The sequence below is a fragment of the Xanthocytophaga agilis genome (assembly GCF_030068605.1).
Lineage (GTDB): Bacteria > Bacteroidota > Bacteroidia > Cytophagales > 172606-1 > Xanthocytophaga > Xanthocytophaga agilis.
Map to the genome: position 1 here is coordinate 273,404 of NZ_JASJOU010000010.1, position 13,074 is coordinate 286,477.

Sequence of the window (13,074 nt, forward strand, 5' to 3'; positions counted from 1 at the left end):
GATATGTTTATTTCGTCAAAGATAGCATTTTACTAAGAAAAACGCGGAAAAATGTCTATAAAGTATTGTTTAATAGCTCGAGAGTAAGAAGTCGGGCATAATACTTCTTTGTCTGTGTTGCCTGAAGAGACTGAATATGTTTCATAGAATGGCAGTCCGTTCCTGCAAAGTGAACCATTCGGTTATCAATTAGCTTTTCAGCAACCATTTGAGCAGGAATAGAATAATACCCGGATAGTGAACTTATATTAATCTGAAGAAATACTCCCATCTCATATATTTCCTTCAGCTTGTTAAAGTTATCATGAAGATAAATATAACGCTCAGGGTGAGCCAATACAGGTTTATAGTTCTGTGATTTTAACAAAAATATAGCTTCCTGTAACTGAACAGGTTGATTAATATAAGAAGTCTCAAACAATACATATCCGTCACCAAATGTAAGTAGTGGCTCTTCTCTCCGCAACTTTTCCATAAACCACTCATCTAGATAATATTCAGCAGCAGCCTTGATTTCAATGTTCCATTTTCTCTGATTTACTGCTAACTGAACTTTTATTAGTTTTTCATGTATGGTTGCTGGGGTGTTCTTATAAAAGTCCCCCATAATATGTGGCGTTGCAGTAAGCTTACGATATCCCATATCGTAAAGCTCTTTGATTAAATCTAATGACTGCTCAAGATTTTTAGCCCCATCATCTATACCCGGAAGGACATGCGAGTGCATGTCTGCTACCAATGGTACAGATCTAAGGTAATCACTTTCCTCTTTAGCCGTCTTTTTAAAAAATGAAATCATTTATTTTTAACTAACAACCCCTTCAATTTATCTAAACCTTTATTTACTTCATCATCATTTTCATAATATTCATTATATCCATACCCATATCCATATCCATACCCATAAGTATTCAGGTTCCGGAATGCATTTAGTACGACTGCTAATTTACTAAAGTTATTGTTTTTAATTAACTTATTAATATTTTTTACGAAAACTCTTTTTGAGTAGTCTGCACGCAATACATAAATGGGTAGATCTGCTTTACGCATCACAAGGATGCCATCTGTAACAAGACCAATCGGTGGAGTATCGATAACAATAACATCATATGATTGGTGCAACTCTTTCAAAAGATTATCGAATTCTGGGCGTAAGATAAGTTCCGAAGGATTAGGAGGTGTTGGTCCCGCCGCAATAAAATCCAGGTTTTCTATGGGAGTTTTACGAATACATTCTGTCAAGCTATGTTTCCCAATCAATAAAGTACTCACACCATTATAATTTTCTTCTTCAAAGGCCAAATGAACCTTAGGCCTTCTCATATCCAGATCCAATAATACGACTTTAGCACTGGATAACGCAATTACTCCTGCCAGATTTAAAGAAACAAATGTTTTTCCTTCCCCACTAATAGTAGATGTAACAGTAATAATTCTTTTCTTCTGTTGCATCTGAAACATGAAATCAAGATTGGTTCTCACAGAACGAAATGCTTCACTAATAGAAGATTTTGGATTCTGATAAACCAGCAATCTCGAATTCTCCAACTTTTCCTTCATATATATAGGAATCACCCCTAAAACTGGCGCCACTGTAGCATGTTCTAATTCTTTCTGGCTGGAAATAGTATCATGGAGCAGATATTTTGTACCAATAAGTATTAGATTGAATATAATACCGGCAAATAAACAACTAGCATAAACAATCCACTTATTAGGCGAAATTGGCATAAAAGGCAAACTTGCAGGTGAGAGAATAACAAAATCTTCTTTTGTTCCAGCCTCTGCAATCCCTAACTCGGCCTTCTTATCAATCATAAGCAGATGATATTTTTCTTTCAGATCTCTCAGGCGTTTTATTCTATTATAATCTGTACTCTTAGAAGGTAAAGCAGCAAATGAATTTTCAGTGGTACCAATCTCATTATTCAGTATACTAAGACGTTCATTTAGTACCTTCTTTTTCTGGCCAATAAGAGAGATCAAACTATTACGGGTAGTTGATATCTGAAGATCCTTTGACTGAATAGCATAAGTAGTTTCTCTATAGCTTTTAGATAACATAGCTTTATCCTGAGAGATTTTATTAAGCTCTGTTATCAATGCTGAAATATCAGTATCTGAGAGTAAAGGAAGAGATGAAACAATAGGTGAAACATCTTTCTTTTTAGTCAAAGACTCATCTAAAGAGTTTAGTATAGAGATTTGTGTAAGAAGTTCTGTTTTGACTTTAGTTAATTCATCTAATTTTTCGGAATATCTTTCAAGATCCTTAGTGATATCTGATGATTTATTTGATATTACAAATTTTTCCAGATCACTTTCATAAGCCTCCAGTTCTTTTTCTACTGAGTTAATTTGTTTATCAAGAAATTCTATCTTTTGTTTGTTAGCCTTATTTTTTAATTCTTTCGTTTTCTCCAGATAAACGGTGTCTATTTTGTTAACAATATCTTGTGCTTTTCGAATGCTTGCGTCTTTAAAGAACACTCCAATGATATTGGCAGAGGGATTAACAACTTCCACACGGAGATTACTTCCAATATAATTACTCAATGCGTCATGGCTATTGATCGTGAAATAGTATGCACCATTATCTCGCTCTGCTTGGTAAGATGGAGTCTTATTTATTATGAAACTAAAGGCAGCAGTCTTTATAGGTGCGCCAAAAGTATACGTACTACTATAATCTACACCCCCAATTGTATAGCTAAGGGTAAAAGAATCCTTATTAAGGATAGTAATATCAAACGGAATATTATATACTAATGGATTGTTAATCTCATAGGTTACTTTTATAGGTGCACCACCATATCGTTCCTCGTTTTTGATACGACTACGTCCATAAGCATAGTAACTTACGCTCAAGTCCATCTGTTTGATTACTTCATCATAAATAATACTGGAACGTATTAATTCGATCTCACCTGAAATATTTGTAGCAGATTCTCCAGAAGGATTTAATGTTGGAAGTCCTAAATCAGTAGCCTCCTGCCTGATTTCCAGCTTCAGATTAGAGGCAGATTCGTAAATAGGAGTAGTATATCGCAAAAACAGGTAGCCGCCCAAAAGGCATAAGAAAGGCAATAAAAGCAGCCAGAACCAACTTTTTTGAATAATACCCCAGATTTTCCCAAAATCAATACCAGCAAGCAAGTCTTCCTGCTCATCATTGGTATCTGTCCCTGTATTGGTTAAATCTTCTGCTTTCATAACACTGCCACTTTCACGTTTAAATTAGATTTCCGATATGGATTTATCACTTTTGATTTCTCAAAACCAGCACAATTGAGACTAAGCTTACTACACTTCCTATAATACTAAGAATTGGAGCAATATCAGATGCGATCTCACGAAGAGGACGCTTTACAGGTTCAATATAGATAATATCATTGGGTTGCACTATTAAATTTGCTTTAGTCATTCCTTCAATAGTAGATAAATTGATTAAATGTACTTCCGGATCTTTCAGATCACCTCTTACAAGGCGAATATTTCCAGCTTTAGCATTATCATTAATCCCTCCACTGAGAGCCAGCACCTCCAGTAAATTCATTTTTTCATTAGTAAGAGGAACTACAGCATTTCTTGTAGCTCCTAATACAATAACACGTTTATTAGCAAATTTAACATTCACAAAAGGATCTACATAATAGTTATTATATGCAACAGATAACAAACTATCAGCCTGTCGTAAAGTATATCCTTCAACTTTAATTGCTCCGACTTGAGGTAACCTCACTATGCCATCTGACTCAACAACAAAGTTAGGATTTTGAGATACAGCACCTCCTGCGTTTGTACCTACTACTGCCCCAGGTTTAGGAATGTTAACATCAATTAAACTTTCTCCTTTGTTACTGTATAGTTTTATGTCAAGAATATCTGATTTCTGAATAACATAATTCTTTTCTATACTTTCTATACCTGCTGCTGCATGAACCAAACCCTTGGGTAATCGCTCAGAGTCTGTTTGCAGCATAATATTTTGTCTGTAAGAACGACAGGCAACGAATGAAAGAACAAAAAACAAGAAGAGAAGTTTACGCATTCTGAATATGTCGAAATATATTATTTATTACAAAAACGACTAAAGGGAAACATTTATGCATTTTAACTACATAGCTTTTATATCTTTTAATGTTGGTAATAGAATGTCTTTTTCTGAAACAATCGGATTCGAAATCCCCCAGGATATATTCAGCGTTGGATCATTCCATATAATTCCTCCTTCTGCTGCTTTATTGTAGAGATTTGTACATTTATATTGTAAGATTGTGTCTTCTAAAGCTAAAAATCCATGAGCAAATCCTTCGGGGATATAAACCATATTATTAAGTTCACTATCCAACAAAAATGTTTCATACTGACCAAAGGTAGGAGAATCTAGTCTTATATCAACAGCAACATCTAATGCTTTACCTGTTATTACTCTAACTAATTTTCCCTGAGCAAAAGGTTCATTTTGGAAATGTAATCCCCGTAATACGCCTTTTTTTGAGAATGATTGATTATCTTGAACAAAATCAAAGGGTATTCCATTATCTGAGAATCGTTTCTTCTGATAGGATTCGAAGAAAAATCCACGTTCGTCTTTAAATATTGGAGGGATAATTTCAATTAAGCCTGAAAGAGAAGTATGTCTGAATTGCATAATGCTTTGTTTAATAAACAAAACTATATATATTTTTTTAAAGCATATAATAGTTTTCTCATTACTCTAATATATTATCCAGTAGCAACAGAAGAAGTCAATGAATTTGAAGAAGAAAATGACAATATATTTTCGATAGACCTATGATACTTTTGAATAACAAAATCTTCATCAAATTTCTCCTCTATCTTTATTCTACTAGCCTGTCCCATCTGTTGTAAGTCATGGTCAGATAAGGAAAGCATTTTAATCATCTTTTCTGCCAGATCTTTACCATTTTTTGCCTCACATAGAAAACCATTAATCTGATCATCCACTACTTCAATACAACCAGGTACGTTGGTTGCAATAATTGGTTTTGCCATTGCAGCAGCTTCTAATAAACTTCGTGGAGTTCCTTCTCTATAAGATGGTAACACAACACAATCTGCATGCCTGAATACAGATTGTATATCATCTGTTGGTCCCAGATATTCCAACACTCCTTGATCAATCCAATTTTGAAGAGTAAGTTCTTTTACACCAAAAGGGCTCTCATCTTTAAATCCAACCAGTAAGAACCGAATATCCGGATATGTCTGTAATACAATACGAGCAGCTTCAGCATACTCATGAATACCTTTGTCTTGAATCAGTCTGGCAGCAAGCAGAAATGTAAATTTTGAATTACGCTTAAATACTTCTGGCTGGAACTTCTGTATATTAACACCTGATCCGGGTAAAAGATCTGTTATTCTTTGATTGACTAATCCTTTCTCGATAAAATATTGCAAATCGTCTGAATTCTGAAAAAATACTTTATCCGGAAATTTAAAAACATATTTGTATAGCTCTCTTGCTATTTTACTAGACCTGTTTTCACGCAAAAAAACTGTACCAAGTCCGGAAACGTTGTTAATCACAGGAATACCTAATAGCTTTGCGGCTACAGTACCATATAAGTTAGGTTTAATAGTGAAATGTAAAATCACATCAGGACGGATTTTCTTGTACAGCTTATATAACTGATAGATATAAGAAATATCTTTGCGAGGATTTGTTCCCTTATTTTCCAGAGTAACCAAATGGTGTTTACAGCCTTCTTGTATCAAATGCTTTTCATACCCATCAGGTGGTGCAATGGTATGTACTTCATAATTTTTATCTAAGAAGGAACGAATTAGTCCCATTCTAAAGTTATAAATATTCCAAGCTGTATTAATAACGATTGCGATACGCATCTGCCGTCAAAGTAATTAAGCCGCAAATTAGTGATAAATCCAATCAGCACAATTAGTCTATTATTGTTTTAATAAACTTTTTAATTCAATATATTACAAGTATAAGTATAACATTATCAATGTTGTATATTATGAATACGATAAAAGACTGTAACAAGTTTTTTATTTATAATAAAAATATCACAAACAACTGAAAAACAATTAAATGCAAAAGAGGAAATCAATGTTTGACACTGCCCCGATAGTAAAAAAAGCCATCTTGGTTGCATTAACATCGGCGAAGCAGTCTGTCGACAAAACAAATGAATACCTGGAAGAACTTGCTTTTCTGGCAACAACGCTAGGTGTAGAAACAATTGGAAGATTTGTACAAAAATTAGATAGACCAGATACAAGAACTTTTGTTGGAAAGGGGAAACTGGAAGATATAGACGCCTTTGTTAAAGACAAACAAGTCGATATAGTTATCTTTGATGATGATTTAACTCCATCTCAGCTGAGAAATCTAGAAAAGGTACTGGCTTGTCAGATTTATGATAGAAGTTTATTGATTCTGGATATCTTTCTTCAGAGGGCTCAAACTACACAGGCCAGGACTCAGGTGGAAATGGCTCGCTATCAATACCTCCTACCTCGCCTTACTCGTATGTGGACCCACCTTGAAAGACAACGAGGAGGAACAGGAACTCGTGGTGGTTCTGGAGAAAAAGAGATAGAAACTGACCGTAGGATTATCCGGGATAGGATTTCTCTCTTACGGGAAAAATTGAAGGAAATAGACAAACAAAGCCATACACGCCGTAAATCTAGAAGTCAGATTGTACGGGTAGCACTAGTAGGATATACTAATGTAGGTAAATCCACACTAATGCGTCGATTAGCTAAAGCAGATGTTTTTGCAGAGAATAAGTTATTTGCAACAGTAGATTCAACTGTACGAAAAGTTGTGCAGGATGGTTTCCCATTCCTACTCACAGATACAGTTGGTTTTATCCGTAAATTACCAACCACACTTATAGAATCATTCAAATCAACATTGGATGAAGTACGGGAAGCTGATATTCTCTTACATGTTGTTGATATTTCTCATCCCTCTTTTGAAGATCATATTGAGGTAGTGAATACCACACTCGCAGAAATCGGAGCAGCAGATAAGCCAATGATTTTGGTCTTCAACAAATTAGATTTGTATAAGCCAGAAAGCGAGCCAGATCAGGAAGATCAGAATGCGAGTATACAGGTGAGTATTGAAAAACTAAAACAAACTTATCTCAAAAAGAATACTGAAAATGTTGTTTTTATTTCAGCCGAAAAGAAAGAGAACCTAGAAGAACTTAGAACGATCTTACTTGAGAAAGTAAAAGAAAAACATTTTCTTATTTATCCTAATTGGGTACCTGAAAACGCAGCTATGTGGAAGGATTGGGAAACTGTTGCTGAAAACGAATAATTTTTTCACATTTGTGGCTTGAAAAGAGGATTGCCATCTTTTCAGGTCTCGTAGTTCAACGGATAGAATAGAAGTTTCCTAAACTTTTGATCTGGGTTCGATTCCCGGCGAGACCACAATATCTTATCATTATCAGGCATTTACACAAGAATATTGACAAAATCATCAACAATAAAAGGCTTTCGGACTTGCTGAAAGCCTTTTATTGTTATATGACTTTTATGTAAGATACCTACCTCTATAAATTGTATAATGCCCATATCCACACTATAAGAACAATCACTACTGGCTCTAGAGTCTATAATAACTGACTCTTTTTTAATAATTAGGCTTTCGTAATAGCTTAATTGCGTAACTACTCCATTTATCCAGTTCTATATCCACTCCTCCAAATCACGCATTTTGGGTTAGATGTGACTTTTACTCAGTCCTTAACTTTCCCCTATTATCCACTTTAACTTTTCCTGAACTATGAAAACTCTTCTGAATGTATGCATTGCCATCTTAGTAGGCTTTGTTTCTATCGCTACTCCCAAAAATGATGATCCTGAACCAGAAAAATTTAATGAAAATAATCACTATCAAACCAAAACCCGAAGCTTTGGAGTAGGTATGTATCCCAAAAAAGATGCGCTTGTGATGAACGTTATGGTAGATAACTATTCCAGCAAAAGCATCATTGTTCAACTCAAAGATGAAAAAGGGGAATTGTACTTTAGTACATCTCTTGGCAAAAGACAACGCAGAAGCTGGCTAAAACTCAATATGGGAGATCTTAAAGACGCGGTGTATCAGCTTGTTATTTTCAATGGTAAAGATAAGGTTGTAAAAGAAATTAATCTAAAGACACTTAAAGTGCCACTTCCTGAACCTAAGATGGAAGAACAACGCCTGATTAGTATGCTGTAATTACTCCTTCTACAGGCTGGTTTTCGTCTTAAAAGAACATCTTTACTTATAAATCACCCAATATGCAGGATTCCAGATAATTATACTTGTTATAATTTTATAGTTAAGTTTTCTTCATAAACTTAAGGTACATCTATAAAAAAACTTCATCTCTGGTGGAGTTTTTTTATTTCTCTTTATGGATAAGCGAATGGTATAAACTCTGGTACCTTCCAGCAATTCGTTCTTCTGTAAAACGCTCCAATACTGATTTTCTGGCATGTTCTTGAAGAGATATCTTCCTTTGTTCTTCTAATACAAATAAAATTCCTTTTGATAAATCTTCTGCTGATTGATACAAGGCCAGGTAGCCACTATTCATATGATCTATCATTTCTGGCAAACCACCTGTATCAAAAGCGACAACTGGTGTTCCACAGGATAATGCTTCCATTACGGTATTGGGCAAATTATCTTCTAATGAGGGTAATACCATGGCATCGCATACATTGTATAATTCTACCAATGCGGTATCTCCTTTTACTGATCCATAGTCATGTACATAAAATGGTAAGCGTCGCAAAATCTCTTCTTCTGCCTTTCCAAAAATTACAAGTTCAATTTGCTCTTTTAGATTTTTATCAGCTTCATAGAGTTGATTAAGAGCTTTTTCCAGATAAGCAAAACCTTTACGAGGATCTTGTGTATTCATAGCTCCAAACAAAAGCAACTTCTTATCTAATGGCAAGCCTAACTTTTCCCGTAAAGCCAGTACATCCATAGGTTTATACAATTCTGTATCTATAGGATTGGGAATAGCTATTACAGGAAATTGTCGAAGTAGAGCACTTTGCCTTGCTTTATCAGCCAGCCATTGGCTACAGGTTACAAAATGAATAGGAGCATTCTGTAACAGAGCCTTCTTTTTCTCAAAAACCCGATAAGACAAATCCTTCTCAGACGGATACTTCAAAAACGGGCATTCATGGCAATGAGATAAATAATGAGCACAGGTTCCGCTATAATGACATCCACCTGTCATAGCCCACATATCATGTAATGTCCAGACTATTGGTTTATTTAGTGATAAGAGTCGTTTTAAAGATTCTAATGACAAAAATCCAAAATGAATCCAGTGCAGATGCAAAACATCTGCTTGCAGAATGGCAGGATGAATACTGATATCGATACCAGCAACTCCAGGAGAGAAAGCAAATCGTACTTGTTTTGATCTTTCAAAAAAATAGAAATACAATCGTTCTGCTATAAAACGCCCAAAAACAGCTTTCTTCTGTAGATAAGAGGTGGCTACAGGAGTTACAAAGTCTTCTGCAAAAGCTTGTTCCTGTACCAGTAAAGTTGCATTTGTATAACTCTTTCGTAAAGCCAGTGCCAATCTGCGACAGGCTACAGCAGCACCTCCGCTGGATTGGTAGGTATTGATTAACGTGACGTTCAACCGATTCAGGATTTTGTTGAAAAGGGAAAAATTTGCTTTTACATGCAATTACTTATTCTTTATAAGCAAATATATTCAATTGCAAATCCATTACAGGTGTTTTGTGATTAGTGCGATTAACAAATGGCTGTTTGCGATCTGCTTCTGAACGGATAAAATACCGGAAACCACTATCTGTCAGAATTTGCAGAATCTCTCCCAACGCCTGTGGCTCGCCCAGATAAGCATGATACTCAATAAAAAGATGCCGAATCCTTCCCAGACTATTTTTGCAATCCCGTATTACTGCAACCTCCGCACCCTCAATATCCATTTTAAGCAGGTCTATCATTGTTTCTTTCTCCAGCCAGTCTTTCAAACGTATGGCAGGTACCTGTGTAGTCTTAGCTCCTACAATCACAGAGCCACCATCTGCACCTTCAGCAGAAAATGAAATAGTAGTATTCTCATTCCAAACAGCCTGATTAATGATTTCTATATTTTGCAGATTATTCTTCTGAATATTACGGGATAAATATCCGGCAATTGTCGGATCAGCTTCAAACGCTTTGATATGTGCGTCTGGATACAGATGCTTAAAATACAAAGTATCTATACCTATATTAGCACCACAATTATAAATCAAAGGAGAAGAAGTGTTTGAAAGAAACCGATAGTTCTCATCTGCGAAGATCTCTTTAAACTGCCACAAAAAAGATTGACAATCGGGAACCACTATTTCAAAATTCAGGAAATTTATCTCTCTTGGCTTATACCGTCCTACATCTCCGTATTGAAAAGCCAGTCGCAGAAACGTACGACTATATCGTGTACGCCATAAATGATAAATATCTTTGAAAAGTATTTTGAAGAATAAGATCAAGCGTATGAAAATTAAAAGGCGAAGAATTGGATTTGTGAGACAAAGGAAAAGATAGGAAAGCGAAAAGACAAGTAAAACAGATCGCAAATGAAAGAATATGCGTTATTACAATGCCTTTATGTCCACAAATACATTTTTAGTCAGACTTAAATAGTCTGCTTATTCTTCTGCATTTCAGCCTCTATCTTTTTAAAGTCGATGGTAGAGCAAGCACCTCCACAACCTTTGGCGCACCCAGTGCTTTTCGTTGAAAACTGTTTACGAACAACAGTAAACAGATATACCAATGCACTGAAAAAGATGATTCCGATGATAATATTCTCTGCCATATTCCCTGAACACTAAAATGTATAAGTTGGTTTCTATCTCATCAGGATACTTGAATGTTTTTACAGTTCCACATTCTTCCAGTAAGACGCAATCAAATTACGCATAGGTTCATGAACGTTTGCAGCTCCAGCTACCAGTTGACCTCCGAACAAATAAGTATCTCCACCATTAAAATCAGAAACCTTTCCACCTGCTTCTGTCACTAATAGTACTCCTGCTGCCATATCCCATGCTTTCAGATTGTATTCATAAAACCCTTCAACACGACCACAAGCTACATAGGCCAGATCTACAGCTGCTGCACCTAATCGGCGAATGCCATGTGATTGTAATACAAACTCCTGTAATATGGTAAGATGGTCTGTAATTTTACCAGCTAGCGAATAAGGAAATCCTGTAGAGATAAGGCTATCTTGCAAGGACTCTACATTAGATGTTTTGATCGGTTTGCCATTACAAAAAGCCCCACCACCCTGCCAGGCAGAAAAGCACTCATCCAGATTAGGTTCATATACAATGCCTACCAATGGTTCCTTGCCTTTTACTAAAGCCACACTTACACAGAATATGCGCAATCCATGAATAAAATTGGTTGTACCATCCAGCGGATCTATAATCCAATTTAGTGTATCAGAATGTTTGTCAATTGTTCCCTCTTCCGTAATAAAACCTGCTTCCGGCACTAATAAGCTTAATTTAGCAACTAGTTGTTTTTCAGCTTCTTTGTCTACATAGGATACCAGATTGTTAGCAGCACCTTTGTACTCTATATTTGACTTGTCAAATGCTTCTACTTCTCGTTTCAAAAATATGCCGGTTTCTTTTACAATGGCAATAGCATCCTGGCAAATCTGAGATAGGTTCATCGTATATAGAATTAAGGTAAAACAATCTGAACAACAAATAAACTTAAGAAGCTTGTTTCAAGGAAAGACGTAACCGATACACCAGAAACCCTGAACGCAAAGCCAATAATAAAACTAAAGGTATTAATTCATAATCCAACTCTTGAGGAACTAATTTCCAACCTAACAAAAGTAAAATCAAGACTCCCAGATAAGTAAGGAAATAAAGACGCAGCCAATGTGGCTTATTTTTCTTTAACAACCACATAGCAATGGGCAAATGTAAAGGCCATGCCCAGACTAACTGCCAGTTTTTAATTGTGGCCTGATGATCCGTACCTACCCATAATAGCAATAAAATCCACCCCAATAGTCCAATGATAGAGAAGAAAATAGCATCTACCCAGAACTGGCGTCCTGTTCCGCGCCATTGCCACAAGGTAAGTAATATGCCTAATCCCAATAAGATCCAGAATAAAACAGCAGGAGTAAGAAAGGTTGATTCTACGGGTACCTGAGTAGCCTGGAATAATACCATGTTGGCTGTCTCAAACTTTTCTATCTTTCCATTCCGTATGATTGTTGCCTGAGAAACTAGTTTCATCAGGTTATCAGGCAAAAACATACTTTCATACGGGGTTGCTACATGGTCTCCTGGTAATGCTACACCAAGATCCATTCCCATATCGGCATAAGGTAGTTGCCCAGCATATCGATCAAACCACTGGCGATATGTCAGCGTTTCAATGTTAGTACCATATCTTAAATCATCACCACATACCTTTTGTAACATATCCCGCACACGTGTAGTACAGTTGTCATAAAAAAAGTCGTATCGGTAAAAACGGTTTTCTGGTTTGTAATTTTCCTGTAAAAGATCAAAAAGCTTGCTTTTTTGATCATCTGAAAGATTTAAACGTTGAGCTATTACGGAGCGGTTATCACGTTGTGAAGAATAAATCAAAGGCTCTATGCCATGAATAGAGAGCATATAAGGAAGTTTGCCACGTGCAAATTTTACTCCAAAGCTTAATTGGCCGAGTAATGTAGGCTCTCCAAAACTAAACGTACCATAGTTGTATACATTATCTATTCTTAGTTCGGGATCTTGAATCCATAGAGCGGTATGACCAAAGGTAGAATACAGATCACTTCCTGGGGCTATAGTCAAAAGATATACTGTAGCTTTAGGCGATAAAGTGATAGCATGAACATATGAGGCTTTTATACATAGAAGCATTCCCAGCAGAAAGCTTCGCAGAATCATTTTTTGCATGTAATTTAAGCAAAGGTTTGCGCAAATATAGGAATTTACAGGTTATAGGATACTCTTTTGTAATTATCCTTCGGATGACTTTCGTCAGCA

At 35.9% G+C, this 13,074-nt stretch carries 12 protein-coding genes and 1 tRNA gene; 3 read left to right on the plus strand and 10 right to left on the minus strand.

The genetic code is table 11. The features are described from left to right. Positions 1 to 55: 55 nt before the first annotated feature. From QNI22_RS25875 to QNI22_RS25895, 5 genes are all read right to left on the minus strand, one after another. On the minus strand, positions 56 to 799 hold the full coding sequence (locus QNI22_RS25875; RefSeq protein WP_314515097.1) for a tyrosine-protein phosphatase: 744 nt from the start codon (positions 797 to 799) through the stop codon (positions 56 to 58). Further along, positions 796 to 3,213 (minus strand): GumC family protein, encoded by a 2,418-nt coding sequence (locus QNI22_RS25880; protein WP_314515099.1) that lies wholly within the window; start codon positions 3,211 to 3,213, stop codon positions 796 to 798. Before QNI22_RS25880 ends, QNI22_RS25875 begins: the two co-directional genes overlap by 4 nt. Positions 3,214 to 3,259: 46 nt before the next feature. After that, positions 3,260 to 3,982 carry a polysaccharide biosynthesis/export family protein gene (locus QNI22_RS25885; RefSeq protein ID WP_314515101.1) on the minus strand — a complete coding sequence of 241 codons (723 nt, stop codon included), beginning with the start codon at positions 3,980 to 3,982 and terminating at the stop codon, positions 3,260 to 3,262. Positions 3,983 to 4,117: 135 nt separating this feature from the next. Continuing rightward, positions 4,118 to 4,654, minus strand: coding sequence for a dTDP-4-dehydrorhamnose 3,5-epimerase (gene rfbC / locus QNI22_RS25890; protein WP_314515104.1), 537 nt, complete (start codon positions 4,652 to 4,654; stop codon positions 4,118 to 4,120). A 74-nt stretch (positions 4,655 to 4,728) separates the two neighbouring features. After that, a complete protein-coding gene (locus QNI22_RS25895; RefSeq protein WP_314515105.1) occupies positions 4,729 to 5,874 on the minus strand; it encodes a glycosyltransferase family 4 protein in 1,146 nt (381 codons plus the stop codon). 223 nt (positions 5,875 to 6,097) lie between these two features. Between QNI22_RS25895 and hflX the strand changes: the two genes are divergently transcribed. The 3 genes from hflX (at position 6,098) to QNI22_RS25910 (ending at position 8,233) form a co-directional block, all read left to right on the plus strand. Further along, complete coding sequence (hflX, locus tag QNI22_RS25900) at positions 6,098 to 7,324, plus strand: GTPase HflX (protein ID WP_314515109.1); 1,227 nt, start codon at positions 6,098 to 6,100, stop codon at positions 7,322 to 7,324. A 44-nt stretch (positions 7,325 to 7,368) separates the two neighbouring features. Further along, positions 7,369 to 7,440: transfer RNA gene (locus QNI22_RS25905), tRNA-Arg, on the plus strand. 355 nt (positions 7,441 to 7,795) lie between these two features. After that, positions 7,796 to 8,233, plus strand: coding sequence for a hypothetical protein (locus tag QNI22_RS25910; RefSeq protein WP_314515111.1), 438 nt, complete (start codon positions 7,796 to 7,798; stop codon positions 8,231 to 8,233). Positions 8,234 to 8,399: 166 nt separating this feature from the next. On the opposite strand, the gene QNI22_RS25915 is transcribed toward QNI22_RS25910, so the two are convergent. The 5 genes from QNI22_RS25915 to QNI22_RS25935 all read right to left on the minus strand — a co-directional run bounded on the left by QNI22_RS25915 (position 8,400) and on the right by QNI22_RS25935 (position 12,984). Next, positions 8,400 to 9,671 (minus strand): glycosyltransferase family 4 protein, encoded by a 1,272-nt coding sequence (locus QNI22_RS25915; protein WP_314515112.1) that lies wholly within the window; start codon positions 9,669 to 9,671, stop codon positions 8,400 to 8,402. A 52-nt stretch (positions 9,672 to 9,723) separates the two neighbouring features. Continuing rightward, on the minus strand, positions 9,724 to 10,533 hold the full coding sequence (locus QNI22_RS25920) for an FkbM family methyltransferase (protein ID WP_314515113.1): 810 nt from the start codon (positions 10,531 to 10,533) through the stop codon (positions 9,724 to 9,726). Positions 10,534 to 10,679: 146 nt separating this feature from the next. Next, a complete protein-coding gene (locus QNI22_RS25925; RefSeq protein WP_314515116.1) occupies positions 10,680 to 10,862 on the minus strand; it encodes a FeoB-associated Cys-rich membrane protein in 183 nt (60 codons plus the stop codon). A gap of 60 nt (positions 10,863 to 10,922) precedes the next feature. After that, the gene (locus QNI22_RS25930; RefSeq protein ID WP_314515119.1) at positions 10,923 to 11,729 is read right to left on the minus strand and encodes an inositol monophosphatase family protein; all 807 of its coding nucleotides are present in this window, start codon (positions 11,727 to 11,729) and stop codon (positions 10,923 to 10,925) included. A 43-nt stretch (positions 11,730 to 11,772) separates the two neighbouring features. Beyond that, a complete protein-coding gene (locus QNI22_RS25935) occupies positions 11,773 to 12,984 on the minus strand; it encodes an Lnb N-terminal periplasmic domain-containing protein (protein WP_314515121.1) in 1,212 nt (403 codons plus the stop codon). Positions 12,985 to 13,074 lie beyond the last annotated feature (90 nt).

Coding starts and splice junctions, on each gene's coding strand:
- QNI22_RS25875 (WP_314515097.1), bottom strand. CDS start 799: ATGATTTCATTTTTTAAAAAGACGGCTAAAGAGGAAAGTGATTACCTT.
- QNI22_RS25880 (WP_314515099.1), bottom strand. CDS start 3,213: ATGAAAGCAGAAGATTTAACCAATACAGGGACAGATACCAATGATGAG.
- QNI22_RS25885 (WP_314515101.1), bottom strand. CDS start 3,982: ATGCTGCAAACAGACTCTGAGCGATTACCCAAGGGTTTGGTTCATGCA.
- rfbC (WP_314515104.1), bottom strand. CDS start 4,654: ATGCAATTCAGACATACTTCTCTTTCAGGCTTAATTGAAATTATCCCT.
- QNI22_RS25895 (WP_314515105.1), bottom strand. CDS start 5,874: ATGCGTATCGCAATCGTTATTAATACAGCTTGGAATATTTATAACTTT.
- hflX (WP_314515109.1), top strand. CDS start 6,098: ATGTTTGACACTGCCCCGATAGTAAAAAAAGCCATCTTGGTTGCATTA.
- QNI22_RS25910 (WP_314515111.1), top strand. CDS start 7,796: ATGAAAACTCTTCTGAATGTATGCATTGCCATCTTAGTAGGCTTTGTT.
- QNI22_RS25925 (WP_314515116.1), bottom strand. CDS start 10,862: ATGGCAGAGAATATTATCATCGGAATCATCTTTTTCAGTGCATTGGTA.
- QNI22_RS25930 (WP_314515119.1), bottom strand. CDS start 11,729: ATGAACCTATCTCAGATTTGCCAGGATGCTATTGCCATTGTAAAAGAA.
- QNI22_RS25935 (WP_314515121.1), bottom strand. CDS start 12,984: ATGCAAAAAATGATTCTGCGAAGCTTTCTGCTGGGAATGCTTCTATGT.